The sequence below is a fragment of the Halopseudomonas sp. MFKK-1 genome (assembly GCF_027474385.1).
Classification (GTDB): domain Bacteria; phylum Pseudomonadota; class Gammaproteobacteria; order Pseudomonadales; family Pseudomonadaceae; genus Halopseudomonas; species Halopseudomonas aestusnigri.
The window spans coordinates 1,434,436-1,459,348 of sequence record NZ_CP114836.1 but is presented as its reverse complement, the minus strand read 5'-3'; the positions used below and the strand labels follow the sequence as shown (position 1 = coordinate 1,459,348).

Below are 24,913 nucleotides of genomic sequence, written 5' to 3'. Positions count from 1 at the left end.
GCGAAGCAAGCACCATTGTTTTGCGCCCGTCGGTGGTAACATCAGCGCCACGCCCCATGGAGTGATCTGCGTGACCGGACCTATCCTGCAAGTTGCCCTGCCCTCACCGCTGAGACGCCTGTTCGACTACCGCGCGCCGCGGGGAGTCAGTGCGGCCGACCTGCAGGTGGGCCAGCGGGTTCGCGTACCGTTCGGCAATCGCGCCATGGTGGGCATGATTGCCGGCATCAGTGACCACACCGAGGTACCGGCCAATCGACTCAAGCCCGCCGAGGCACTACTCGACCTGACGCCAGTTCTGCCCGACAGCCTCTGGCGCCTGTGTCTATGGACCGCGCGCTACTACCAGCACGGCCTGGGCGATACTCTCAGTGTCGCCCTGCCGGTCCTGCTGCGCCAGGGCGAACCGGCGTTAGCCCGTCAGGACCAGCTCTGGCAGCTGCAGCCCGGCGCCTACCCCGAGCACCCGGCGGTGCAACGTGCGCCCAAGCAAAAGCAGGCGGTGCAGATTCTCGCCCAGCATCCGCATGGCCTGTCCCACGCGCTGATCGGTCAATGGGGGCTGAGCCGCGACACGCTGGTTACCCTTGAGAGCAAGGGCCTGGTACAGCGCATTGAGCGCTCACCTCACCATGTCGCCGAACCGCTGCCTTTATTAAGGCAGGCGCACCTTACTGCCAACGCCGAACAGCAGGCGGCACTGGACGCGATTCTCGGTGCCGAGGGCTTTCATACCTGGCTGCTGGAAGGGGTAACCGGCAGCGGCAAGACCGAGGTCTATCTGCAGGCCATTGAGCGCTGCCTGCTCAGCGGCCACCAGGCGCTGGTACTGATCCCGGAGATCGGCCTGACCCCCCAAACCCTGAGCCGCTTTCAACAGCGCTTCAGCGCACCGGTGGTGATTCTCCATTCCGGCCTGAATGATCGCGAGCGACTGGATGCCTGGATCGCTGCCCGCGACGGCGACGCATCCATTGTTATTGGTACCCGCTCGGCGATCTTCACCCCGCTGGCGCGGCCCGGCCTGATCATCGTCGATGAGGAACACGACCTTTCCTATAAACAGCAGGACGGTCTGCGCTACAACGCGCGGGATCTCGCGGTCTACCGCGGCCATCTGGAACAGGTCCCGGTGATCCTCGGCTCGGCGACGCCATCGTTCGAGAGCCTGCACAACGTGCAACAGGGCCGCTACCGGCACCTGCGCCTGACCATTCGCGCCGGCAATGCCAAGGCCCCAACCTTCCAGTGCCTCGACATCCGCAGTCGCCCACTGGAAGGCGGCCTCTCCCGCCCGTTGACCGAGCTGGTCGGCGAACACCTCAAGCGCGGCAATCAGGTCCTGGTGTTCATCAACCGCCGCGGCTTTGCCCCGACCCTGATGTGCCACGACTGCGGCTGGATTGCCGAGTGCCGGCGCTGCGACGCGCGCATGACCGTGCACCAGTCGCCGCCGCACCTGCACTGCCATCACTGCAACAGCCAGCGCCCGCTCGATCGCCACTGCCCCAAATGCCAGAGCGAGGACCTGCGCCCGCTGGGTGCCGGCACCGAGCGCACCGAGGAGTTCCTCAAGGAACGCTTTGCGCACATCGACGTACTGCGCATCGATCGCGAGAGCATGAGCCGCAAGCGCGCCATGCAGGACATGATGGACACCATCCAGAGCGCCAGGCCGTGCATTCTGGTCGGCACCCAGATGCTTGCAAAGGGGCATCACTTCCCCAACGTCACCCTGGTCGCCATTCTGGACGCCGACGGGGGGCTGTTCTCCGCCGACTTTCGCGGCCCCGAGCGCATGGCACAGATGATTACCCAGGTCGCCGGACGCGCCGGACGCGCCGAAAAGCCGGGGCAGGTGATCATTCAGACCCACATGGCCGAGCACCCGCTGCTGATCGAACTGACCGAACGCGGCTACCCGGCGATTGCCGAGCGCGAACTGGCCGAGCGCGAAATGGCCCAGCTGCCGCCCTATCGTTTCATGGCGCTGCTGCGCGCCGAAGCCAATCAGGCCAGCGCCGCCGAGGACTTTCTCGAAGCCGCGCTGGAGCAGGCCGAGATGCTGATCGGCCAACACAACCTGCCGGATATCGACCTGCTCGGCCCGGTCCCCTCACCCATGGAACGCCGCGCCGGACGCCACCGCGCCCAACTGCTACTGCAAGCGGCCCAGCGCTCAGCCCTGCACCAACTGGTGCACATGCTGCTGCCAATGCTGGAACAGCACCCGCAGGCGCGCAAGGTGCGCTGGTCGATTGATATTGATCCGCTGGATATGTTTTAGAAGGTTGATATCAGGCAGGCTGACAGACAAAGAACCATCGCCCGGTATTTGCATCGCGCTGCGGTTGAGCCATCAGAAAGAGGGCGCAATGCGTGAAGACTGCACGGACCCACTCCCCGTTTACGCGGGCGAGTAGCGCAGGATTGGCAGGAAAAAGGACGGCAGCCTGTTTGAGGCTCGAAGAGCCGAGTTCTGCCGGCCCCTGCCAAGCCGAGCAACGCAGCGAACCCGCAGGGCCGCGTAGCCGGGTGCCCGGGGGATCGCTAAGGGGGGCTGGGCAAGCAGCCCCCCTTGGCTCGCCGTAAAAGGCGAAAAGCAAACTCGACAAAAGCACCTTGCAGAGAACGATCACCCTTGTGCAGCCACCGCAGAGCTACATAAAGCCCGCGCCAGCCGCAACGACAAACCCCAACCGACCACAGGGTTTGGCAAGCCGCCCCATAAAACGGATAATGTCGGGTTTTCACTGGGCACCTGCCGGATACTCCATTAAATGAAGAACCTGATCAGCCAACTGCTTGCCGATGCTGTAGACCGCCTCAAGGCCGACGGCGTCCTGCCGACCGACCTTTCGCCCTCCATTCAGGTCGAGAACGCGCGCGACAAGGCCCACGGCGACTTCGCCAGCAACCTGGCGATGATGCTGGCCAAGCCGGCCGGCATGAAGCCGCGCGATCTAGCCGAGAAGCTGATCGCCGCCCTGCCCGCCCATCAGGCGGTGGCGTCGGTCAACATCGCCGGCCCGGGCTTTATCAACTTCTTCCAGGATGCCGGCTGGCTGGCCGGTCAGCTTGAAGCCGCGCTGGCCGACCCGCAACTGAGCGTGCGCGCCGAGGTTCCCGCCCAGCGCGTCGTCGTCGATTACTCCTCGCCAAACCTGGCCAAGGAGATGCACGTCGGCCATCTGCGCTCCTCGATCATCGGTGACGCCGTTGCCCGCATCCTCGAATTCCTCGGCCACACCGTGATCCGTCAGAATCATGTGGGCGACTGGGGCACCCAGTTCGGCATGCTGCTGGCCTATATGGAAGAGCACAGCGTCGACGCCGAAGCCGAGCTGGGCGATCTGGAGAATTTCTACCGCCAGGCCAAGAAGCGCTTCGACGAGAGCGAAGACTTCGCCGCCCGCGCGCGCCAGCGCGTGGTCGACCTGCAGGCTGGCGAGCCGTCCTGTCTGGCTCTGTGGGAACGCTTCAACAGCATTTCCCTCGGCCATTGCCAGGCCGTCTACGACCGCCTCGGCGTCAGCCTGACGCCCGCAGATGTGCGCGGCGAAAGCGCCTACAACGCCGATCTGCCGGGCATCGTTGCCGATCTGCGCAGCGCCGGTCTGCTGACCGAGAGCGATGGCGCCCAGTGCGTATTCCTCGAGCAGTTCAGGAACGCAGAGGGTAACCCGCTGCCGGTGATCGTACAAAAGGCCGGCGGCGGCTATCTGTATGCCACCACCGACCTGGCCGCCATGCGCTACCGCCATGCCGAGCTGCACGCCAATCGCGTGCTGTACTTTGTCGATCAGCGTCAGGCGCTGCACTTCCAGCAGGTGTTTGCCGTGGCCCGGGCAGCCGGCTTTGTTCCCGCCGACATGCAACTTGAGCACATGGGCTTCGGCACCATGAACGGTGCCGACGGCAAGCCGTTCAAGACCCGCGACGGCGGCACCGTCAAGCTGGTCGACCTGCTCGACGAGGCAGAGCAGCGTGCTCTGCGCCTGGTTAAAGAGAAGAACCCGGAGCTGCCGTCCGACGAGCTGCGCGCCATCGGCACCGCCGTGGGTATCGGCGCGGTCAAGTACGCCGACCTCTCCAAGCACCGCAGCAGCGACTACAGCTTCAACTTCGACCTGATGCTGAGCTTCGAGGGCAATACCGCGCCCTACATGATGTACGCCTATACCCGTGTTGCCAGCGTATTCCGCAAATTGGAACGCAGCATGGATTCGGTCGCCGATCTGGCACCTATGGCTCTGGTCGAGCCGGCCGAGACCGAGCTGGGCGCGCATCTGGCGCAATTCAACGCCACGCTGAATTACGTTGCTCGCGAAGGCACCCCGCACGTACTCTGCACCTATCTGTACGAGCTGGCCGGTCGCTTCTCCAGCTTCTATGAACAGTGCCCGATCCTCGCAGCGGACAGCGAGACCCAGCGCGACAGCCGTCTGCGCCTGGCAGCACTGACCGGCCGTACCCTCAAGCAGGGTCTGAACCTGTTGGGCATCAACACTCTGGAGCGTATGTAAGGGCATGGCAAAAGGACGCAAAGCCCCTCGCCGCGGCGCCAGCCGCGCGCAATCAGCGCCACGGCGCAAAGGCATTCCCGGCTGGTTGTGGCTGGTCAGCGGTCTGGTGATTGGTGTGTTCGTTACCTTCCTGCTGCAACTCGAACCGGGCCGCGAGGGGGTCCGACGCTCGCCCGAGCCACCCAAGCCAAGCAACACACCCGCCGCGCCCCCAACGACGCCCAAGCCGCAGTACGATTTCTACACACTGCTGCCGGAGTCCGAGGTCAGCACTCCGCAGCAGGCGACGCAGACTACGCCGGCACCAACACCGGCGCCCGAGGCCAGCAAACCGGCCTCAAGCGGGCCATCCTATTACCTGCAGGCGGGCTCCTTCCGCCAGCGTTCGGATGCCGACCAGCTGCGCGCGCAGATCCTGCTGCTGGGCATGGACGTGAAACTGGAGAACGCCACCATCAATGGCGACCAGTGGTACCGCGTTCAGGTTGGCCCGTTCAACAACAAGGACAGCATGACCCAGGCCCAGCGCACCCTCAGCGGCAACGGCTTCAGCAACCTGCTGCCGCAACAGCGCTGAGCCTCTCGCGCCCGTTGCTCGGGCGCATCCAGCTTTGCCTTGAAATCCTGATCAGTGCCCCCAGATCAGGATGCAAGGCAGCGATCCTGCCACTTTTTCCCCCACAGCCAACCAGGAGTTGCGCGTGACTACAATCGTATCCGTACGCCGCCACGGCAAGGTCGTGATCGGTGGTGACGGCCAGGTATCCCTCGGCAACACCGTCATGAAGGGCAACGCCCGCAAGGTACGCCGCCTCTACAAGGATCAGGTCATTGCCGGTTTCGCCGGTGGTACCGCCGATGCCTTTACCCTGTTCGAACGCTTTGAAGCCCAACTGGAAAAACACCAGGGCAACCTCGTCCGCGCCGCCGTCGAGCTGGCCAAGGACTGGCGCACCGACCGCGCCCTGCGCAAGCTTGAGGCCCTGCTGGCCGTCGCCAACAAGGACGCCTCGCTGATCATCACCGGCAACGGCGATGTCATCGAGCCTGAAGAAGGGTTGATCGCCATCGGTTCCGGTGGCCCCTACGCGCAATCCGCCGCGCGCGCCCTGCTGATGCACACCGAGCTGTCTGCTCGCGAGATCGTCGAAACCAGCCTCAACATTGCCGGCGACATCTGCATCTATACCAACCGCAACCTGACTATCGAGGAGCTGGACGCCAATACCTGAGGCGACCGGATTCAACCCCATGTCCATGACACCCCGTGAGATCGTGCACGAGCTGGACCGACACATCATCGGTCAGCAGGATGCCAAGCGCGCCGTCGCCATCGCCCTGCGTAACCGCTGGCGCCGTCAGCAGCTGCCCGAGGCGCTGCGCAATGAAGTCACCCCGAAGAACATCCTGATGATCGGCCCGACCGGTGTCGGTAAGACCGAAATCGCCCGTCGCCTGGCGAAACTGGCCCAGGCACCGTTCATCAAGGTCGAAGCCACCAAGTTCACCGAGGTGGGGTACGTCGGCCGCGACGTCGAATCCATCATCCGTGATCTGGTCGATGCCGCCATCAAGCTGCTGCGCGAACAGGAGATGACCAAGGTTCGCTACCGCGCCGAAGACGCTGCCGAAGAGCGCATCCTCGACGCCCTGCTGCCCGGCGCCCGCCCGGCTACCGGCGACCAGCCGGAGCGCACCGACAGCAGCACCCGTCAGCTGTTCCGCAAGCGCCTGCGCGAAGGCGAGCTGGATGACAAGGACATCGAGATCGAGGTTTCCGATGCGCCGGCCGGCATCGAGATCATGACCCCACCGGGCATGGAGGAGATGACCAGCCAGCTGCGCGACATGTTCTCCAACCTGGGCAAGGGCAAGAAGAAAACCCGCACCCTCAAGGTCCGCGATGCGCTCAAGCTGGTGCGCGATGAAGAGGCTGCGCGCCTGGTTAATGAAGACGACCTGAAGACCCGCGCGATCAACGCCGTCGAGCAGAACGGCATCGTCTTCCTCGACGAGATCGACAAGGTCAGCAAGCGGGCCGACAGCGGCAGCGGCGCCGACGTTTCCCGCGAAGGCGTACAGCGCGACCTGCTGCCACTGATCGAAGGCTGCACGGTCAACACCAAGTTCGGCATGGTCAAGACCGACCACATCCTGTTCATCGCCTCCGGCGCCTTCCACCTGACCAAGCCCTCGGACCTGATTCCCGAGCTGCAGGGCCGCCTGCCGATTCGGGTTGAACTGCAATCGCTGACGCCGAGCGACTTTGAGCGCATCCTGACCGAACCGGATGCCTCGCTGACCGAGCAGTATCGCGCTTTGATGGCGACCGAGAACCTGAACATCGAGTTCGCCCCTGATGCCGTCAGCCGCCTCGCGGAAATCGCCTGGCAGGTCAACGAGAAGACTGAAAACATCGGTGCCCGTCGTCTGCACACGGTGCTGGAGCGCCTGCTGGAAGAAGTCTCGTTCAGCGCCGCCGATCTGGCCGCCAAGCACGACGATCAGCCGCTGGTTATCGACGCCGCCTACGTCGACAGTCACCTCGGTGAGCTGGCCGTCAACGAAGACCTGTCACGCTATATTCTTTAACTCAAGCCGCAAGCTTCAAGCGGCAAGCGAACAGCAGATCGTGCGCGCCATGCGATCTGCTTGAAGCTCAGGACTCTGCCATGCCTGCACCTATCCCGACCCGCATCAAGTTGCACAAGGCCTCGCGCACGCTGGAGCTGGGATATGCCGACGGTCGCAGCTATCAGTTGCCCGCCGAATACCTGCGCGTGCTGTCACCCTCTGCCGAGGTGCGCGGACATGGCCGTCCCGTCCTGCAGACCGGCAAGATCAACGTTGCCCTAGTCGGCGTCGAGCCAGCCGGGCGCTACGCCCTGAAGCTGGTGTTTGATGACGGTCACGACAGCGGCCTCTACAGCTGGGACTATCTCTACCGCCTCGCCACCGAACAGGCGCAGCGCTGGCAAGCCTACCTTGACGAGCTGCACCAGACTGGTGCATCGCGCGACCCTGACGTCAGCGCAATCCGCTTCATCCCCTGACAGGGCGCTCGCCTCAACACCTGTTTGACATATGGCTCTGATTTAGTTGACCTGCCTAAAAAGGCGTTAACAGCAATCAAGCCGCATGCTAACGTGTCTCAAGAATGCGACACCAACAAGCTGGTTCAATTCTTGCTGGACTGCATTCGGAGCGGCTTCCCTGCCTCAGACTGGAGCGTTGAAAATGGGCGATAAAACCAATAATGAAAATCTGGCCAACAAGGCCAGCGAACATATTCTCGGCCCCAACCCCGTGGTTGGTGTTCCGGCACGTGATCTTGTCAGCACTGCCCGCATGGTGCTGAGGCAAACTGTCAAACAACCGCTGCACAGTATTCGCCATCTGGGTCGCCTCGGCATGGCGGTGACCGATGTGATGCTCGGTCGCTCGCAACTGGCTCCCAGTGCCGACGACCGCCGCTTTGTCGATCCGACCTGGAGCCAGAACCCGCTGTACCGCCGTTACATGCAGACCTATCTGGCCTGGCGCAAGGAACTGAACAGCTGGATTACCAGCTCCGATCTGTCGGCCCAGGACATAAGCCGCGCCCAGTTTGTCATCGCCCTGATGACCGAGGCTATGTCGCCGACCAACACCGCACTCAATCCGGCTGCACTCAAGCGCTTTTTCGAGACCGGCGGCAAGAGCATCCTCGACGGTCTCACCCACATGGCCAAGGACATCGCCCACAACGGTGGCATGCCAAGCCAGGTGAACATGAATGCCTTCGAGGTCGGCGGCAACCTGGCCACCACTCGCGGCTCGGTGATTTTCCGCAATGAGGTGCTGGAACTGATCCAGTACAAGCCACTGACCGAAGAAGTCTATGAACGCCCGGTGCTGGTGGTACCGCCGCAGATCAACAAGTTTTACGTCTTCGATCTGTCACCCGACAAGAGCCTGGCCCGCTACCTGGTCAGCAACCATATGCAGGGCTTCGTGGTCAGCTGGCGCAACCCGACCAAGAGCCATCGTGAGTGGGGTCTGAGTACCTACATCGACGCCCTCAAGGAAGCCGTCGACGTGGTACTGGACGTGACCGGCAGCAAGGACCTGAGCATGCTTGGCGCCTGCTCCGGCGGCATCACCACCGTCTCCCTGCTCGGCCACTACGCGGCGCTGAAGGAAAAGAAGGTCCACTCCTACACCCTGCTGGTCAGCGTGCTGGATACCGAACTCAAGACCCAGGTCGCGCTGTTTGCCGACGAGCGCTCAATTGAGGCCGCTCGCCGCATGTCCTACCAGAGCGGCGTACTGGAAGGCCGCGACATGGCACGCATCTTTGCCTGGATGCGCCCCAACGACCTGATCTGGAACTACTGGGTCAACAACTACCTGCTGGGCAACGAACCGCCGGTATTCGACATCCTGTTCTGGAACAACGACACCACCCGCCTGCCGGCCGCGTTGCACGGCGAATTCCTGGAGATGTTCAAGACCAACCCGCTGACCCGCCCCGGCGCACTGGAAGTCAGCGGCACGCCGATCGACCTGAAGCAGGTCAAGAGCGACTTCTTTGTCATTGCCGGGCTAAACGATCACATCACGCCATGGGAATCGTGCTACAAATCAGCCAAACTAATGGGCGGCAAGTGTGAATTCGTACTGTCCTCCAGCGGCCACATCCAGAGTATTCTTAATCCGCCAGGCAACCCCAAGGCGCGCTTCTTTACCAGCGGCGACATGAGTGGCGATGCCAAACACTGGCTGGAAACCGCGACCAAACAGTCCGACTCCTGGTGGCAATACTGGCGGGACTGGCTGCATGCCCGCGGCGGCAAGCGCAAGCCGGCCCCTGCGGTGCTTGGCAACCAGTCGTATCCGGCGCTGGAGCCCGCACCCGGCACTTACGTACACGAGCGCTGATCGGCGCAAAACTGAGAGCAGCCCATGCCGCAGTCCATCATATTTCGCACCATCGAGCTGGACGGTCAGTACCTGCGTACAGCCGTTCGCCCGGGCTCGAGCTCGCTGCCTCCGCTGCTGATCTTCAATGGCATTGGCGCCAACCTGGAACTGGTGTTTCCGTTCATCGAAGCGCTGGACCCGGACCTGGAGGTCATCGCCTTCGATGTGCCCGGTGTCGGCGGCTCATCCACGCCGATGACGCCGTTCCGGTTCCCCGGTCTGGCCAAGCTGGCCGCACGCATGCTCGACTACCTCGACTACTCCCAGGTCAACGTCATCGGCGTGTCCTGGGGGGGCGCGCTGGCGCAGCAGTTTGCCTACAGCCACCCCGAGCGTTGCAAGAAGCTGATTCTGGCGGCTACCTCGGCTGGAGCCGTAATGGTCCCCGGTCGGCCGGCCGTACTGATGAAGATGGCCAGCCCGCGGCGCTACATTCAGCCCTCGCACGGCGTCACCATCGCCCCCGATATCTATGGCGGCGCATTCCGCCGCGACCCGCATCTGGCCGAGAAGCACGCAGCCAAGGTGCGATCCTCCGGCAAGCTGGGCTACTACTGGCAACTGTTCGCGGGGCTGGGCTGGACCAGCGTGCACTGGCTGCACAAGATCCGGCAGCCGACGCTGATTCTGGCCGGTGACGACGACCCGATCATTCCGTTGATCAATATGAAGCTGCTGGCCTGGCGCATTCCCAACTCGGAGCTGCATGTGATCGACGACGGCCACCTGTTTCTGGTGACGCGCGCACAGAGTGTCGCTCCGATGATCATGGCGTTTCTGTCAGAGGAGAAACAGCCCGCCGTCATCCGGCACCCTGCCTCCATCAAGCAGGCTCCCGGGCATGGCTGATCAGGCACAGCGCCAACGCCAGCAAGGCACCCTCGACACAGCCCCGTACAGGGCCTGCTTGCGTTAGACTGCGACACGAGACACGGATCTGGATCAGGAACGCTGGATGCCCGAGCACTCACAAGGACGAACGCGCCAAAGCGCTATCGGGCGAGACCTGTCGCAGAGTCTGCTGGCACTGCTGCGCAGCCTGAGCCAACAACCCTGCCACCATGCAGATTACCTGCTCCAAACCCTGGGCAAGGCCCTGCAAGCATTGCTCGGCCAGCTGGATATCGACGTACCGGAGGGCGACCCCCGCTTCAGCCACCCGGGCTGGCAGGCAACCATGCCACAACGCATTTTGCAGCTTTGGTACGCCTGGCAGCAGCCGCTGAACGCATGGCTCAACGGCCTGGAGATGGCAGAGCACGAGCGCGCGCAACTGCGCTGGCTGCTGGAGCAAGTGGCTGCCGCCGTAGCACCCAGCAACAGCCTGCTCAACCCTGAGGTGCTCGACGCCGCCCGCCAAAGCCGGGGTCATAGCCTGTGCCGGGGCGCACATAACCTCTGGACCGACCTGGCCAGCGGTCGCCCCTTTGCCCAACCCAATCTGGATACCCGTCACCTGCTCGGGCGTGACATCGCCTGCAGCCCTGGCCAGGTAATCGCCCGCCACGCCGAGTTCGAGCTGCTTTGCTATCAGCCATTGACTGACCGCGTCCACAACACTCCGCTGCTGATCGTTCCGCCGCCGATCAACCGCTTTTACCTGCTTGATCTGACCCCGGACACCAGTCTGATCCGCCATGCCCTGCAACAGGGGCTGCAGGTCTACCTGATCAGCTGGCGCAATCCCAATCCCAGCCACTGCAACTGGGGGCTGGGCCGCTACGTCAGCGCTAGCCAGCGCGCGCTGAGCGAGTGCCTGCAGCACAGCGCCAGCCCCCAGGCAACACTCACCGGTGTCTGCAGCGGCGGCCTGATCGCTGCCCTGGTCTGCGCCTGGCAGCAGGCCGCAGGCCGCCCTAGCCAACTGAATGCACTCAGTCTGCTGGTGACCCCGCTGGATACTCGCCTGCAGACCGACCTGATGCGCCTGAGCGGCCCGGCAACCCGACAGCGCCTGCGCCAGCGGGTCTGGCGCGACGGCTACCTCGACGCCCGCAGCAGCGGCGCCCTGTTCGGCTGGATGCGGCCGGAACAACTGGTTTGGATACCGGCCGTCACCCGTTACGGGCTGGGCCGCGAGCTGAAGGACTGCCCGGTCAGCACCTGGGGACACGATCACACCCGCCTGCCGGCGCAACTGGTCGAGGACCTGCTCGACCTGTTCGACCGCGACCCGCTTGGCCAGCCCGGCAGCCTGCAGCTGAACGGTGAAGCAATCGACCTCAGCGCAGTGACCCTGCCCAGCTGGCATCTGGCCGCGCGGCGGGATCACATCGTGCCTTGGCAAAACACCTACCCCGGTACCCGTCTGGGGGGCGAGAAAGTCTTCAATCTGTGCCACAGTGGCCATATTCAGGGCCTGCTGTGCCCGCCCGGCCATCCACGCGCGCACTTCCAGCACGGCCAGGTCACCTGCGCTTCTGCCGACGCCTGGCTGGCCACAGCCGAAGCACAGCAGGGCAGTTGGTGGTTGGCCTGGACTGGCTGGCTGAAGCGCTACAGCGGCGATCTGATCAGCGCACCGACTCACGCCGATGGCGGCCACGGCCCGGCGCCCGGCCAATACGTTCAACAGCAATGAGTAACCGATGAAGACCCGCGATCGCATCCTGCTCTGCACTCTGGAACTCTACAATGCCGACGGCGAGCCCAACGTCACCACCCTGGACATCGCCAACGAGCTGGAGATCAGTCCGGGCAACCTGTATTACCACTTCAAGGGCAAGGAAGCACTGCTGGAGGCGCTGGTCGATGACTTTCTGCTTTCCACCCACAGCCTGCTGGTCAGCCCAGAAGAACCCGACGATGCCTCACCCGACGACCTCTGGCTGCTGCTGCACCTGCTCTTCGAAGCCATCGCCACTCACCGCTTCCTGTTCCAGGATCTGTCCAACCTGATGGGGCGCTATCCGTTCCTGCGCCATGCCATGCGCCCGTGGTTGGCGGCGCTGCGCAGCCGACTGAATCAGGTGCTGCGGGCCCTGCGCAACAGTGGCCATCTGATCTGCGATGAGGACGCGGAGCAACGGCTGCTTGACGCGCTGTGCCAGACCACCCTGTTCTGGCTCGACTACCAGCGCGTCGCCGGAGACGGCGAAGTCGATGCCGCCGGCGGCGTACAGCAGATGCTCGGCCTGTTGCGCCCCTGCCTCGACGAGGAGACCGCCGAATGGATGCAGCTGCTGATCGACCGCTACAACTGATCGCCCACTCTCAAGCAGCCAATAAAAAACCCCGCAATGCCGAAGCAGTGCGGGGTCCGGTACGACTGAGCGCAATCAGGCGTCGGTGGGCTTGTCCGCCGCCGGTGCCGCAGCGGGCGCTGCAGGTGCCGGAGCAGGGGTCGCCGCAGCGGGTGCCTTAACAGCCGGAGTCGCCTTCGGCTTGGCCGGGGCTTTCGGTTTGGCTGGTGCCTTCGGCTTGGCCGCAGCAGTCTTCGCCGCCGGTTTGGCAGCCGGCTTCGGTGCGGCCTTCGCGGCTGGCTTGGCGGCCGGTTTCGCTGCGGGCTTGGCAGCTGCGGTCTTCGGCTTGGCTGCCGGCTTGGCAGCAGGTTTCGCCGCCGGTTTGGCAGCCGCAGGGCTGGCTTTCGGCGCAACCTTGGCAGCCGGCGCCTTGCCGGAAGCCATACCCTGAATCAGCTTGGTCAACTCATCGACCTTGTCGTTCAGCGCCTTCACTTCATCACGTGAGGGCACCCCAAGGCGGGAAACAGCACTGTTGAGACGCTTGTCGAAGGCTTCTTCCAGCTCATTCCACTTGCCTGTCAGCTTGCCCTTGGCCTTTTCGGCCTTGGACTTGGCTTCATCAAGCGGGCTCTTGCCGGCTTTCGCCTTACCCTTGAGGGTGTCGACCTGCTTGTCGATCTCGGCCTTGGCTTTCTTCTCGGCAACCTCTCCGTCCTTGATCAGGGTTTCGAAGAGCTTCACGCCCTCCTTCCCGACCTTGGCGTAGGCACCCAGACCTGCCAGCCAGATCTGCCGCGAATAACTTTCGATATCCGCAACCCAACTTGGATCCTTGTCCTTCTTTTTACCCGCCATGGAGCAACTCCTCTGTGACCTTACTTGCTTTGCAGCGACTTGAGTGCAGCACTCAGATCATCCAGCTTAGCAGACAGCTGATCAATATCTTTCTTGCTCGGAATACCCATGCGACCGAGGGTGGAAGCAACGCGCTCGTCGAATACTTCTTCAACCTTGCTGAAGCGACCGCCGGTCTTTTCCTGCACCTTTTCCTTGAAGGTTTCGATGCGGCTGTTGGCGGCTTCAACCTGGCTGGCGACCAGTTCCTTGCCCTGTTTCTCGACGGCTTCGCCTTCGCTTACCAGCGCCTTGAAATAGTCCGCACCTTCTTTACCGGCCTTGGCATAGGCACCCAGGCCTGCCAGCCAGATCTGATGGGCGTATTTCTTCACGTCAGCAGCAAAACCAGCGGTGCTTTCTTCAATTTTCTTTGCGGTGTTCTTGGCCATGTTCGTAACTCCAGTTCAGTAGATTGGGATACTGCAATGGACCGGTTACCGATCCTTGAAGACGAACTTACCCAGCAAAATTAGAAAACACATACTAAAAACCGGGACCGGGCAGAGCAGCCTGTCCGCGAGGACGTGCACGCAGGCTCTGGGACAGCCGTTACAGCCGGAGCCTGCGACACGATGACACAGCAATTAAACCAGGTACTTGTCCAGTGCCTTCTGCACTTCGCTTTTCACCATGCCGGCCATCGGCGTGAGCATCATGCCCAGATTGACCTGTACCCGCACGTCGGCATCAGACACGGTGATGCAGCCATCCGCGCCGCTGCGCTTGAAGGTCAAGCGGTCACCTTCCCAGCTGCACTTGGCGTCCAGCTTCTGGACCAGCTTGTCGGCCAGCTTTTGGGCGCGCTGACGCGCCTCTTCCTTGCCCAGACTGTGTTCGCGGGTAATGTCTACGGTCGGCATCGCTTGTTCCATCCAGTGTTGTTAGCAAAGCTCGTCAGCATGCCGCAAATGAAGACAGGCGTCATCACCCGCGGCAAAACCCGGGCGCGGCAAATGGGCAGCGCTTCCGGGGGCAAAAAATGGTTAGAATGGGGCACATTTTCCAGCGCAGACGGAATCCATGAGCGATCGACACGACAGCGACAAAACCACCCACTTCGGCTATCAGACGGTCGCCGAGTCCGAAAAGGCCCAGCGCGTCGCTGAGGTCTTTCACTCGGTAGCCGCCAAGTACGACATCATGAACGACCTGATGTCCGGCGGCATTCACCGCCTGTGGAAGCGCTTCACCATCGAGTTGTCGGGTGTACGCACCGGTAACCGGGTGCTCGACATTGCCGGCGGCACCGGTGACCTGACCCGCCGTTTCGCCAAACGGGTGGGCCCGACCGGTGAAGTCATCCTCGCCGACATCAATGCCTCCATGCTCAAGGTCGGCCGTGACCGTCTGCTCGATCTGGGCGTCGCCGGCAACGTGCGCTTCGTCCAGGCCGACGCCGAGGCCCTGCCGTTCCCGGACAACTACTTTGACTGCATCACCATCGCCTTCGGCCTGCGTAACGTCACCCACAAGGATACCGCCATCGCCTCAATGCTGCGCGTATTGAAGCCCGGCGGCCGACTGCTGGTGCTGGAGTTTTCCAAACCCAAGAGCGAGCTGCTGTCCAAGGTCTATGACCAGTACAGCTTCAAGTTCCTCCCCCTGATGGGCAAGCTGGTCGCCAACGATGCCGAGAGTTACCGCTATCTGGCCGAGTCGATTCGCATGCACCCGGATCAGGAAACCCTCAAGGCGATGATGGAAGAAGCCGGTTTTGCCCGGGTGACCTACCACAACATGACCGGCGGCATCGTCGCCCTGCACCGGGGCATCAAACCCTGATGCTGTCGGCTGCGCTGCTCAAGGCGGCCGAGCGCAGCATTGCTGCGGCACTGGCCCGTGACAGTGTGACCGCCAGACGGCTCGGCGCACTGCAGGGCAAATCTGTGCTGATCTCGGCCCGTGACCCGGGCTGGCAACTCTGGCTGCTGCCGGCCGAGGGCGAAATTGCCCTGCGCAACGCCAGCGAACAGCCCGCCGACTGCGAACTGCACGCGCCCAGTGCCCTGCTTGCCCGCCTGCTGATCAGCAGCGACCGCAAGGCGTTGCTGCAGGAGCCGGACGTCGAGCTGGTCGGCGACAGCCAGGTGCTGGTCACACTGCAGAACATCATGACCGACCTCAGGCTCGACGGTGAGGCCGAACTGGCCCGCTGGCTCGGCCCGGTCGCCGGTCACGCCATCGGCAGCGCGCTGCGCCGCAGCCACCAATGGGGCCGCGAAAGCCGCGCAAGCCTGCGCCAGACCCTGGCCGAGTACCTGACCGAAGAGAGCCGTCAGCTGGTCGGCCAGGCCGAGGCCCGCGCCCGCGCCGAACAGCTGCACGCACTGCGCCTGCAACTCGACCGCCTGGAAGCCCGGGTTGCGTTGCTCACTCCTACCGCACCGGACTCGCCCGACGCATGAGACTCACCGCCTTTTCGCGCCTGCTGCGCATCCTGCATATCTTCGCCCGCTACCGTCTGGACCAGATCCTGCTGGCATTGCCGTTGCCGTGGCTGGCGCGCCTGGCGCTGCAGCTCGGCCCCTGGCGTCTGCGACCGGCCCCGCGCGACCTGAGCCGCGGCGCGCGGCTGCGCAAGGCCTGCGAAGACCTCGGCCCGGTATTCATCAAGTTCGGCCAGATTTTGTCTACCCGCCGCGACCTGCTGCCCGAAGACATCGCCCTTGAACTGGCCCGTCTGCAGGACAAGGTACCGCCCTTCCCAGGCCCCAGGGCCCGGGCACGGATTGAAGAGCAGCTCGGTCAACGCATTGAGGATGTCTTCGCCGAGTTCAGCGACCAGCCGCTGGCCTCCGCCTCGGTAGCCCAGGTCCACGCTGCCCGCCTGAAAGATGGCAGTGAGGTGGTGGTCAAGGTGGTTCGCCCGGGCATTGGCGAAACCATTGATCAGGATATCCAGTGGCTGTTTCTGGCTGCGCGCCTGCTGGAGCGCATTTCTGCCGATGGTCGTCGTCTGCGCCCGGTCGAGGTGGTCGAGGATTACGAAAAGACCATCTTCGACGAGCTGGACCTGCACCGCGAAGCCGCCAATGCCTCGCAGCTGCGGCGCAACTTCGAGGGCTCCGAGCTGCTATATATCCCCCGCATCCACTGGGACTGGTGTCGCCACAAGGTGCTGGTGATGGAGCGGATCGACGGCATTCCAGTGACCGATCTGGCCGCCCTCGCAGACCAGCGCACCGACATGCAAAAACTGGCCGAACGCGGCGTCGAAATCTTCTTTACCCAGGTGTTCCGTGACAGCTTCTTCCACGCCGACATGCACCCGGGCAACATCTTCATCTCCCGCAAGCACCCGTGGGAGCCGCAGTACATCGCCATCGACTTCGGCATCGTCGGTAGCCTGACGCCGGAAGACCAGAGCTATCTGGCGCGCAACCTGATGGCATTTTTCAAGCGTGACTACCGGCGCGTGGCGCAGTTGCATATCGACTCGGGCTGGGTGCCGGCCGATACCCGGGTCAACGAGTTCGAAGCAGCGATCCGCAGTGTTTGCGAGCCGATCTTCGAGCGCCCGTTGAAGGATATCTCCTTCGGCCAGCTGCTGCTGCGCCTGTTCCAGACCGCACGCCGCTTCAACATGGAAGTGCAGCCACAACTGGTATTGCTGCAAAAAACCCTGCTCAACATCGAAGGTCTGGGCCGCCAGCTGTATCCGGATCTGGATCTGTGGAATACCGCCCAGCCCTACTTGGAGCGCTGGATGCGCGAACGCATGCTGCCGCAGCATCAGCTCAAGACCTGGCAACAGCATCTGGAACGCGTACCGGCCCTGATTGATACCACCAACCAGGCGCTGGGAAAGCTGGCCAGAGCGCCCGAGCAACCCCGTGCGCAACAGCGTTCGCGCTGGCCTTTGCAATTGGCCGGGATCGCTCTGCTGGTCTTCGGCGCCAGCGCTCTGGGCGGCGCGGACCCGGCGCTCTGGCTTGACGCCGCCCCGGCCCAGTGGGGCCTGATCGCACTGGGAAGCTGGCTGATTCTGCGCCGCGGATAGTCAGCACCCCGCAGAACTGGCAAACTTGCGACATTAACTCAAAGACGACCCGCCATGACCGACTCGACCCCCGCCAGTGACTGGCTCGACAGCATCCACTGGGATGCCGACGGCCTGGTTCCCGCCATTGCCCAGGATGTACATACCCAGCGTATCCTGATGATGGCCTGGATGAACCGCGAAGCCCTCCAGCTGACCGTGCAGGAAGGCCGCGGCATTTACTGGTCCCGTTCGCGTCAGCGCCTGTGGCGCAAGGGCGAGGAGTCCGGCAACGTGCAGAAGCTGCACGAGCTGCGGCTGGACTGCGACGCCGACGTGATCATCCTGCAGGTCGAGCAGATCGGCGGCATTGCCTGCCATACCGGTCGTGAGAGTTGTTTCTACCGGGTTCTGAAGGACGGCCAGTGGCAAACCGTCGACGCCGTCATCAAGGACCCGAAAACGTTATACGAGCACCCAAAACATGTCTGACACCCTGAGCCAACTGGCTGCCGTACTGGAACAACGCAAGCAGGCGTCTGCCGACACCTCCTACGTTGCCAGCCTGCACGCCAAGGGCCTGAACAAGATTCTCGAAAAGGTCGGTGAAGAGTGCACCGAGACACTGCTAGCCGCCAAGGATTGTCAGCACAGCGACGACAAGTCCGACCTGATCTACGAGACCGCTGACCTGTGGTTCCACTCATTGGTCATGCTCAGTCATCTCGGCCTCGGTCCGGACGACATCCTGAACGAACTGGCACGCCGCTTCGACCTCTCCGGTCTGGAAGAAAAGGCGTCCCGCAGCAAATAAACTGGGCAATAGGCCCCGGAGGCAAACATGGGTTTTGGTGGCATTAGTCTGTGGCAACTGCTGATCGTACTGGTCATCGTGGTACTGCTGTTCGGTACCAAGCGGCTCAAGAACATCGGCGGCGATCTGGGCGGCGCAATCAAGGGTTTCCGCAAGGCGATGAACGATGAGGACAAACCCTCGGTCGAAAACAAGCCGGGAGAAACGCTCGACGCCAAGGCGCAAGAGCACAAGCAGGACGCTCCGTCCAACAAGCAGTAATTCGCCGACAGGTTCCGTCTCATGTTCGACATCGGCTTTATGGAAATGCTGGTGGTGGCGATCATCGCCCTGCTGGTACTCGGCCCCGAACGGCTGCCCGGTGCCATCCGCACCGTCAGCCTGACCGTAGGACGGATCAAGCGCGGCTTCTCCGAGGTGCGCAGCCAGGTCGAGCGTGAGATCGGTGCCGACGAAATTCGTCAGCAGCTGCACAACGAGCGCATCCTCGCCGAACTGGAAAAACAGGGCCTGAACGCCGGCAGCCCGAGCAATCAGCTGCACACTGCCAGCGGTAACAAGCCCGTCACACAGTCGTCGCAAACTGGCCCGACCGCCGATAAATCCAGCGCCGAGCCCGTCAATGAGCAGCAAGACACCCGCCATGAGCAACCCTGAACTGCCACCAGCCAAATCTGCCGGTGACATGCCGCTGGTCGCGCACCTGACCGAGCTGCGCTCGCGCCTGCTGCGCATCGTGCTGATCTGGCTGCTGATCTTTGCCGGCCTGTTCTACTTCGCCAACGACATCTACGCGTTCATTTCCGAACCGTTGCGGGCGCTGATGCCGCCCGGCACCAGCATGATCGCCACGGACGTGGCCTCGCCGTTTCTGACCCCGTTCAAACTGACCCTGGTCAGCGCGCTGTTTATCGCCATGCCGTTCGTGCTGCATCAGATCTGGGGCTTTATCGCACCCGGGCTGTACAAGCATGAAAAGCGCATCGCCATCCCGCTGCTGGTCTCCAGCATCCTGCTGTTCTACGGCGGCATGGCGTTCGCGTACTTTGTGGTCTTTCCGCTGGTGTTCGGCTTCTTCACCAGCGCCGCGCCGGATGGCGTGGCGGTGATGACCGACATAAACAGCTATCTGGACTTCGTGCTCACGCTGTTTATGGCCTTCGGCCTGTCGTTCGAGATTCCGGTCGCCACCGTGCTGCTGGTGCTGGTCGGCATCGTTGACGTACAAAGCCTTAGCAAGGCGCGCCCCTACGTGGTCGTCGGCTGCTTCACCGTCGGCATGGTACTGACTCCGCCGGACGTGATCTCCCAGACCCTGCTGGCGGTACCGATGTGGTTGCTGTATGAAGTCGGCATCCTGTTCAGCCGAATGGTTCGCCCGCGCACGTCAGAAGATCAGCAGGACAGCCCGCAGGCATGAACCTGCTGCTGCTTGAAGAGACTGATTTCATCGACGCGGACCATGTTCGCCTTAGCGGCCGCCGCCTGGCCCATATGCTGGACATCCAGCAGGTCGGCGTTGGCGACACCCTGCGTGTCGGCCGCATCAACGGATTGATGGGCCAGGGCACGGTGCTGGATCTGGACAAGAACAGCGCTCTGCTCAACGTCGTGCTGAACGAACAACCACCCGCCAAACTGCCGCTGACCCTGCTGCTGGCCATGCCCCGCCCGAAGATGTTCCGCCGCATTCTGCAGCACTGCGCCACCCTCGGCGTACCCGAGATCATCCTGCTCAACAGCGTGCGGGTGGAAAAGAGCTTCTGGCAGACCCCATTCCTGCAACCGGAGGTGGTGCGCGACAACCTGCTGCTGGGCCTGGAGCAGGCGCGCGATACCGTGCTGCCGGCGGTGCGCATCGAGAAACGCTTCAAACCCTTCGTCGAGGACAGCCTGCCCGGCATCATCGACGACCGTCTGGCGCTGGTTGCCCACCCCGGCAACTTCCCGGCCTGCCCACGCGGCATCGACCAGCCGCTGACGCTGGCCATCGGCCCCGAGGGCGGCTGGGTTCCCTATGAGGTCGACAAACTGATCGAGGCCGGCATGCAGCCGGTGCAACTGGGCGACCGTATCCTGCGGGTGGAGACGGCGGTCACCGCGCTGATATCACGCCTGTTCTGAAACCAGCCCCGCTTTTTGCAGCGGAACGGCCACATCACACGGGACGAGTATTGCACGCCTGCTCCGGACACATCGACTAGCGACAAGGCTCGAACATCAGAACGCACTGACTCGAGCCGGCTGAATGCAGGCCTGTAGCAGGGCTACTTTGCTGCTTCCCTGTGCTGGGCTATCCTCGCAGCAAGACAAAAGGCCAGCCCGGGCCACACAAGGAGCAATCCATTCATGGACAGATTCGCGCTGCCACCATTACCGCGTGTGCTTAACAGCATCCTTATGCTTATCCAGGGAGCAACAACGCTGCTGGCGCTGGCAATGACCTTCATCTACCCAGCCGCAGCGATTGTATTTGTCATCAGCGCGGCGCTCACCGTCGGGCTGTGGTTCAAACATCCGTTTACTTACGCTGCCGTCATGGTCGCTTCGTTTATCAGCATCACTGCCAGCTTGAAAACCGGCGACATCGTCCTGGCCTGCAGCAGTGTGCTGAACGCATTAATGGCGCTGTACATCCGGCTCAACCTGTACGAACTCAAAGGGCCGGCTGAACCCGATGCAGAAACGGAATGAAGGCCTGGCAAGGCACTGAACGCAGGCCGCCGAGCTACTGCGGAACCGCGCCGCAACCTGATCCGCTACCCATAGTCCGGAGCTGAGGAGAGAGAGCCTGAAGTACACCGGACTGGCCACAGCGCTGCTGCTGTCCGCCTGCACCAGCGTCGCCCAGGAAACACCGCTTGAGCAGGCGCTTGCCGATCAGTTCGACGCGGCTATCCCGGCCCATCAAAGCGCGACGGTCGACCTCAACGCCGACGGCTTCGATGACGCGCTGGTGTACGCGCTCGGCCCAGACTGGTGCGGCTCCGCGGGTTTTACCCTGTTCGTATTCAAGGGCAGCGCAGAAGGCTACGAGCTGCTGTCGAAAACCACCATTGTGCAACTGCCACTGGCCGTATCAGCGCAGCAGACCGCCGGCTGGAAGGACCTGATCGTGCACGCCAAGGGCGTCGGAGATGTGGTACTGAAGGCAACCAACCAGGGCTACCCGCTCAACCCGTCGATGCAGCCGCAGGCGACAGCAGCAGACCTTGAGTACAGCCAGCAGCTGCTCAACTACCAACAACCTTAACCCAACGCGTGAACCAGCATTGAAACCAGCTCGGTCTGCTTACGGCAGTGGATAAGTTGTCACGCGGCTGACCCCGTATTTACCGATTCAAATCGCCATCCGACACAACGGAATTACTCCACCCGCACCAGCTTGATATTGACCAGTTCATTACCCTGCATGAGGGTCTTGTCGTCGACGATGGTCCAGACCTCTTCGGTTTCGCCGCTCTTGAACACCAGATAGCGCTTGCCCGCCGACTCGCGCTCGAAGATATCGTCGAAGGTCGTGCGCCGGCCCTCGGACTCGATGTAGTCGTCGCCGATCACAATGCGGTCAGCCCCGGCCATCTCCGCAAAGGCGTTCAGCACGTCGTTGCTGGAACCGGCACGGCTCTCGTAGACACCCTCGAAGTCGTGACCGCCGCAGGCGCTCAGCAGCGCGGCCGCAACCAGCAGCGCACTGTACTTGATCAGTTTCATGTGAAGTTCCTTGTACAAAGACCGCAGCCGCGGCGTGCTGGCCATCATACTCCGCCATACCTGCTATCCAAACCCTGCAATGCGCGCCCGGCGCCGCGCCGATAACCCCGATGAATAGCGCGCCACAGAGCATTTGCCGCGATCCGGAACTGCCGCCTAAACTCGGTCGTTCAGTCAGGCACGTGCCCGTCGCCGTGCAGCTATCCACCCTTTTCAGGAACACCGCCCATGAGTTTCGATACCCCCCTCTACCTCTGCGGCCCGCTGCGCGAGCCCAAGCAGATGCTGGCCGACCAGGAGTACAGCGGTCACTCTTCGATTCACGACGACAGCATGGCCGAGAAACTGGGCTTTCGCGCCGGCCCGATCGAAGGTCCCACCCACTTCAGCCAGTTCACCCCGTTGCTGGTCGAGATCTGGGGCCAGGCCTGGTTTGAGCGCGGCTGCTTTTCCTCGCACTTCCAGAACATGGTGGTCGAAGGCGAACAGGTACGCGCCTTTGTTGAGCGCCCCGCTCCGGGTCAGACCCGCGTGCGCTGCTGGGCCGAAAAGGCAGACGGCACGCCGGTCCTGGAGGCCAGCGCCAGCATCGATGCCGCCCCGGGCGAGAGCCTGCTGTACGAACGCATGGCCAAACTGCGGGCACCGGAGAAGCTGGTGATTCTGTCGGACCTGCACGTTGGCATGAAGGGTGCGGTAGACGAAAAGGTCCGCATGGACCCGGACCAGCACATGGGCAAGCTCTACCCGTTCTCGCTGAACCAGAAGCTGGCCGGCATCACCGAGAACTCGCCCTGGTATTCCGATGGCAGCAGCACGCCCTGGGGCCGCGCGGTGATTCCGACCGAGATGGTCAGCGTACTCGCCGAGTACACCAGCAAAGACGCCGCCTTCCCGGTCAAGCAACCGGTTATCGGCCTGTTCGCCGATCAGGAAATCCGCATGATCGACGGCCCGCTGCTGGTCGGCGAGGACTATCTGATCCGCCGCGAGATCGTCGCCCTGTCCGAGAGCAAGCGCACCGAGTCCTACTGGGTACTGACGCGCATCTATGACGCCAGCGGCGAGGTACTCAAAGCCGAGATGCTGCTCAACCACGCCACCCTCAAGCACTCCTATGCCAACTACGAGGCAGAGGCCGCTGCGCTCTGATTTTGGTTACTGGCGCGCATCTGCTGGTGTTGCGGCCCTTGCATCCGGGCCGGAGCCGGTGGGAGTATCGACAAACGAACTCCCACTGACAGGAGGTTAGGGATGTTAAGTCGATCGCGTCGTCGGGCACTGTTTGCAGCGCTCCTGGCCCTGCTATTCAGCCTGCCGGCACATGCACTGCGCTGCGGCACCAGTATCGTTGATGAGGGCGACCTCAAGTTCGAGGTGCTGCAGGCCTGCGGCGAGCCGATCTCGCGCGAGGTCATCGGCTACGTCGACAGCGTGCAATTGAACGACCGTATCCGGGTCATGAATATCGAGGAGTGGATCTACCAGATTCACGGCAACTACCAGAGCCTTGAGTTCGAAGGCAACCGCTTGGTACGCATTACCCGCATCCGCTGACCCTCAGGGGCGGCGGTGCACCCATAACAACAAACGCACCCGCGCAGAGGGTGCGACACTTGCGTGAGGATGTCTGTCCATGAGCAAGACACTGGTTATCGGCAGTACCGGTCAGATCGGCCTGCAATTGCTGCCGCTGCTGCAGCAGGCAGGTCTGAAAGTCGTTGCCCTGACTCGCAACCCCGGTAAGTTGGCCGGCATTGCGGGGCTGGAGATCATCGAAGGCGATCTGGAGAGCGACTTCGAGCACGCCTTTGTCGGCTGCGAACGGGTTATCTTCACCGCCGGCTCTGGCGCCAGCACCGGTGCAGACAAAACCCTGCTGGTCGATCTGTGGGCCGCCCGCAAGGCGGTTGACTACGCTCTCAAGCACCACCTCAAGCACTTTGTCATGGTCAGTTCACGCGGTGCCGACAACCCGGATCGCGGCCACTCGCCAATCAAACCCTATCTGGTAGCCAAGTGCTTCGCCGATGAATATCTGCAGCGCTCCGGCGTGCCCTACACCATCCTGCGTCCGGGCCGTCTGACCGACGACGCCGCGACCGGCTGCATCACCACCCGTCGTCCTGAAGACGCCGAACGCCAGCATATTTCCCGTGCCGATACCGCGCGTATCATTGCCCATGTGATCAGGACCGGGCAAAGCCGTAACATCACCTACGAGCTCTATCGGGGCGATACCCCCTTCGCTGATCTGATCGCCTGATCCGGATCACTGCTTCACTGGCGACAAATACGCAGCCTGCCGCAGCATCGGGCAGGCTCGGCTATTCTGAAACCTGTCCAGTATCAGCAGCGGGAGCCCTGCCATGTCAGCGATCAAAACACTTGAAGGCCACTGCCTGTGCGGGGCCGTCACCCTGCGCGCCGCCATCAACCACAGTCAGGTAGGCGCCTGCCATTGCGCAACCTGCCGACGCTGGGGCGGCGGTCCGCTACTCGCAATCGAGAGCGACCAGCCGGTAGCGTTTGACGGCGCACAGCAGATCAGCGTCTACGCCTCATCGGACTGGGCCGAACGCGGCTTCTGCAAGGAATGCGGCACCCACCTGTTCTACCGCCTGCTTGATCAACCTTTCTACGCTATTCCGGTCGGCTTGTTTGACGACCAGCAGGACTGGCAGTTGACCCGAGAAGTGTTTATTGACCAGAGACCCGAGTTTTATTGCTTCGCCCAGCGCACCGAGCAACTGACCGGCGACGAACTGTTCGCGCTGCACGGCAGTGACTGATCAATAAATACGCCTTATGGCCGATCAATCTCCCCCTACGGAGG

29 protein-coding genes are annotated in these 24,913 nt (G+C 62.7%); 25 read left to right on the top strand and 4 right to left on the bottom strand.

Annotated elements, in window-relative coordinates; genetic code table 11:
* Nucleotides 1-70 precede the first annotated feature (70 nt).
* From O5O48_RS06710 to O5O48_RS06665, 10 genes are all read left to right on the top strand, one after another.
* Nucleotides 71-2,287: a primosomal protein N' gene (locus O5O48_RS06710; protein ID WP_269688489.1), complete on the top strand. Its 2,217-nt coding sequence runs from the start codon at nucleotides 71-73 to the stop codon at nucleotides 2,285-2,287.
* A 493-nt stretch (nucleotides 2,288-2,780) separates the two neighbouring features.
* Nucleotides 2,781-4,526, top strand: coding sequence for an arginine--tRNA ligase (gene argS / locus O5O48_RS06705; RefSeq protein ID WP_233048482.1), 1,746 nt, complete (start codon nucleotides 2,781-2,783; stop codon nucleotides 4,524-4,526).
* A gap of 4 nt (nucleotides 4,527-4,530) precedes the next feature.
* A complete protein-coding gene (locus tag O5O48_RS06700) occupies nucleotides 4,531-5,103 on the top strand; it encodes an SPOR domain-containing protein (RefSeq protein ID WP_233048483.1) in 573 nt (190 codons plus the stop codon).
* 124 nt (nucleotides 5,104-5,227) lie between these two features.
* Nucleotides 5,228-5,758: an ATP-dependent protease subunit HslV gene (hslV, locus tag O5O48_RS06695; RefSeq protein ID WP_088276135.1), complete on the top strand. Its 531-nt coding sequence runs from the start codon at nucleotides 5,228-5,230 to the stop codon at nucleotides 5,756-5,758.
* 19 nt (nucleotides 5,759-5,777) lie between these two features.
* A complete protein-coding gene (gene hslU / locus O5O48_RS06690; protein ID WP_228247032.1) occupies nucleotides 5,778-7,118 on the top strand; it encodes an ATP-dependent protease ATPase subunit HslU in 1,341 nt (446 codons plus the stop codon).
* A gap of 80 nt (nucleotides 7,119-7,198) precedes the next feature.
* Nucleotides 7,199-7,579 (top strand): gamma-butyrobetaine hydroxylase-like domain-containing protein, encoded by a 381-nt coding sequence (locus O5O48_RS06685; protein WP_228247033.1) that lies wholly within the window; start codon nucleotides 7,199-7,201, stop codon nucleotides 7,577-7,579.
* A gap of 184 nt (nucleotides 7,580-7,763) precedes the next feature.
* Nucleotides 7,764-9,446, top strand: a complete 1,683-nt coding sequence (gene phaC, locus O5O48_RS06680; protein WP_269688488.1) for a class II poly(R)-hydroxyalkanoic acid synthase — start codon at nucleotides 7,764-7,766, stop codon at nucleotides 9,444-9,446.
* 24 nt (nucleotides 9,447-9,470) lie between these two features.
* Nucleotides 9,471-10,337: a poly(3-hydroxyalkanoate) depolymerase gene (phaZ, locus tag O5O48_RS06675; RefSeq protein ID WP_088276131.1), complete on the top strand. Its 867-nt coding sequence runs from the start codon at nucleotides 9,471-9,473 to the stop codon at nucleotides 10,335-10,337.
* Between the two features lie 106 nt (nucleotides 10,338-10,443).
* The gene (locus tag O5O48_RS06670) at nucleotides 10,444-12,069 is read left to right on the top strand and encodes a PHA/PHB synthase family protein (RefSeq protein WP_269688487.1); all 1,626 of its coding nucleotides are present in this window, start codon (nucleotides 10,444-10,446) and stop codon (nucleotides 12,067-12,069) included.
* Nucleotides 12,070-12,076: 7 nt separating this feature from the next.
* Nucleotides 12,077-12,691: a TetR/AcrR family transcriptional regulator gene (locus O5O48_RS06665; protein ID WP_233048485.1), complete on the top strand. Its 615-nt coding sequence runs from the start codon at nucleotides 12,077-12,079 to the stop codon at nucleotides 12,689-12,691.
* Between the two features lie 75 nt (nucleotides 12,692-12,766).
* On the opposite strand, the gene O5O48_RS06660 is transcribed toward O5O48_RS06665, so the two are convergent.
* The 3 genes from O5O48_RS06660 to O5O48_RS06650 form a co-directional block, all read right to left on the bottom strand.
* On the bottom strand, nucleotides 12,767-13,528 hold the full coding sequence (locus O5O48_RS06660; RefSeq protein WP_233048486.1) for a phasin family protein: 762 nt from the start codon (nucleotides 13,526-13,528) through the stop codon (nucleotides 12,767-12,769).
* Nucleotides 13,529-13,548: 20 nt separating this feature from the next.
* On the bottom strand, nucleotides 13,549-13,959 hold the full coding sequence (locus O5O48_RS06655) for a phasin family protein (protein ID WP_228247038.1): 411 nt from the start codon (nucleotides 13,957-13,959) through the stop codon (nucleotides 13,549-13,551).
* Nucleotides 13,960-14,154: 195 nt separating this feature from the next.
* Nucleotides 14,155-14,430 carry a polyhydroxyalkanoic acid system family protein gene (locus tag O5O48_RS06650; RefSeq protein WP_269688486.1) on the bottom strand — a complete coding sequence of 92 codons (276 nt, stop codon included), beginning with the start codon at nucleotides 14,428-14,430 and terminating at the stop codon, nucleotides 14,155-14,157.
* Between the two features lie 160 nt (nucleotides 14,431-14,590).
* On the opposite strand from O5O48_RS06650, the gene ubiE reads away from it, so the two are divergent.
* The 11 genes from ubiE to O5O48_RS06595 all read left to right on the top strand — a co-directional run bounded on the left by ubiE (nucleotide 14,591) and on the right by O5O48_RS06595 (nucleotide 21,616).
* Nucleotides 14,591-15,352, top strand: a complete 762-nt coding sequence (gene ubiE / locus O5O48_RS06645; RefSeq protein WP_228247040.1) for a bifunctional demethylmenaquinone methyltransferase/2-methoxy-6-polyprenyl-1,4-benzoquinol methylase UbiE — start codon at nucleotides 14,591-14,593, stop codon at nucleotides 15,350-15,352.
* The gene (locus tag O5O48_RS06640) at nucleotides 15,352-15,975 is read left to right on the top strand and encodes a ubiquinone biosynthesis accessory factor UbiJ (RefSeq protein WP_269688485.1); all 624 of its coding nucleotides are present in this window, start codon (nucleotides 15,352-15,354) and stop codon (nucleotides 15,973-15,975) included. The genes ubiE and O5O48_RS06640 overlap by 1 nt, the downstream gene beginning before the upstream one ends.
* Nucleotides 15,972-17,570: a ubiquinone biosynthesis regulatory protein kinase UbiB gene (gene ubiB, locus O5O48_RS06635; RefSeq protein ID WP_228247042.1), complete on the top strand. Its 1,599-nt coding sequence runs from the start codon at nucleotides 15,972-15,974 to the stop codon at nucleotides 17,568-17,570. The genes O5O48_RS06640 and ubiB overlap by 4 nt, the downstream gene beginning before the upstream one ends.
* Nucleotides 17,571-17,624: 54 nt before the next feature.
* Nucleotides 17,625-18,041: a phosphoribosyl-AMP cyclohydrolase gene (gene hisI / locus O5O48_RS06630; protein ID WP_088276120.1), complete on the top strand. Its 417-nt coding sequence runs from the start codon at nucleotides 17,625-17,627 to the stop codon at nucleotides 18,039-18,041.
* The gene (locus O5O48_RS06625; protein ID WP_088276119.1) at nucleotides 18,034-18,363 is read left to right on the top strand and encodes a phosphoribosyl-ATP diphosphatase; all 330 of its coding nucleotides are present in this window, start codon (nucleotides 18,034-18,036) and stop codon (nucleotides 18,361-18,363) included. Before hisI ends, O5O48_RS06625 begins: the two co-directional genes overlap by 8 nt.
* Before the next feature lie 27 nt (nucleotides 18,364-18,390).
* A complete protein-coding gene (gene tatA / locus O5O48_RS06620) occupies nucleotides 18,391-18,624 on the top strand; it encodes a Sec-independent protein translocase subunit TatA (RefSeq protein ID WP_233048489.1) in 234 nt (77 codons plus the stop codon).
* A gap of 21 nt (nucleotides 18,625-18,645) precedes the next feature.
* Nucleotides 18,646-19,020 (top strand): Sec-independent protein translocase protein TatB, encoded by a 375-nt coding sequence (tatB, locus tag O5O48_RS06615; RefSeq protein ID WP_088276117.1) that lies wholly within the window; start codon nucleotides 18,646-18,648, stop codon nucleotides 19,018-19,020.
* On the top strand, nucleotides 19,007-19,783 hold the full coding sequence (gene tatC / locus O5O48_RS06610; RefSeq protein WP_233048490.1) for a twin-arginine translocase subunit TatC: 777 nt from the start codon (nucleotides 19,007-19,009) through the stop codon (nucleotides 19,781-19,783). Before tatB ends, tatC begins: the two co-directional genes overlap by 14 nt.
* Nucleotides 19,780-20,487: a 16S rRNA (uracil(1498)-N(3))-methyltransferase gene (locus O5O48_RS06605; protein ID WP_269688484.1), complete on the top strand. Its 708-nt coding sequence runs from the start codon at nucleotides 19,780-19,782 to the stop codon at nucleotides 20,485-20,487. Before tatC ends, O5O48_RS06605 begins: the two co-directional genes overlap by 4 nt.
* A gap of 225 nt (nucleotides 20,488-20,712) precedes the next feature.
* Nucleotides 20,713-21,057, top strand: a complete 345-nt coding sequence (locus tag O5O48_RS06600) for a hypothetical protein (protein ID WP_269688483.1) — start codon at nucleotides 20,713-20,715, stop codon at nucleotides 21,055-21,057.
* A gap of 262 nt (nucleotides 21,058-21,319) precedes the next feature.
* Nucleotides 21,320-21,616: a hypothetical protein gene (locus O5O48_RS06595; protein WP_269688482.1), complete on the top strand. Its 297-nt coding sequence runs from the start codon at nucleotides 21,320-21,322 to the stop codon at nucleotides 21,614-21,616.
* 113 nt (nucleotides 21,617-21,729) lie between these two features.
* On the opposite strand, the gene O5O48_RS06590 is transcribed toward O5O48_RS06595, so the two are convergent.
* A complete protein-coding gene (locus O5O48_RS06590) occupies nucleotides 21,730-22,077 on the bottom strand; it encodes a hypothetical protein (RefSeq protein WP_228247050.1) in 348 nt (115 codons plus the stop codon).
* A 228-nt stretch (nucleotides 22,078-22,305) separates the two neighbouring features.
* Between O5O48_RS06590 and O5O48_RS06585 the strand changes: the two genes are divergently transcribed.
* From O5O48_RS06585 to O5O48_RS06570, 4 genes are all read left to right on the top strand, one after another.
* Nucleotides 22,306-23,229 (top strand): hypothetical protein, encoded by a 924-nt coding sequence (locus O5O48_RS06585; RefSeq protein ID WP_269688481.1) that lies wholly within the window; start codon nucleotides 22,306-22,308, stop codon nucleotides 23,227-23,229.
* Nucleotides 23,230-23,331: 102 nt separating this feature from the next.
* Complete coding sequence (locus O5O48_RS06580; protein WP_269688480.1) at nucleotides 23,332-23,634, top strand: DUF2845 domain-containing protein; 303 nt, start codon at nucleotides 23,332-23,334, stop codon at nucleotides 23,632-23,634.
* A gap of 79 nt (nucleotides 23,635-23,713) precedes the next feature.
* Nucleotides 23,714-24,343 carry an SDR family oxidoreductase gene (locus O5O48_RS06575; RefSeq protein ID WP_269688479.1) on the top strand — a complete coding sequence of 210 codons (630 nt, stop codon included), beginning with the start codon at nucleotides 23,714-23,716 and terminating at the stop codon, nucleotides 24,341-24,343.
* A gap of 103 nt (nucleotides 24,344-24,446) precedes the next feature.
* Nucleotides 24,447-24,869: a GFA family protein gene (locus O5O48_RS06570; protein ID WP_269688478.1), complete on the top strand. Its 423-nt coding sequence runs from the start codon at nucleotides 24,447-24,449 to the stop codon at nucleotides 24,867-24,869.
* Nucleotides 24,870-24,913: the final 44 nt, after the last annotated feature.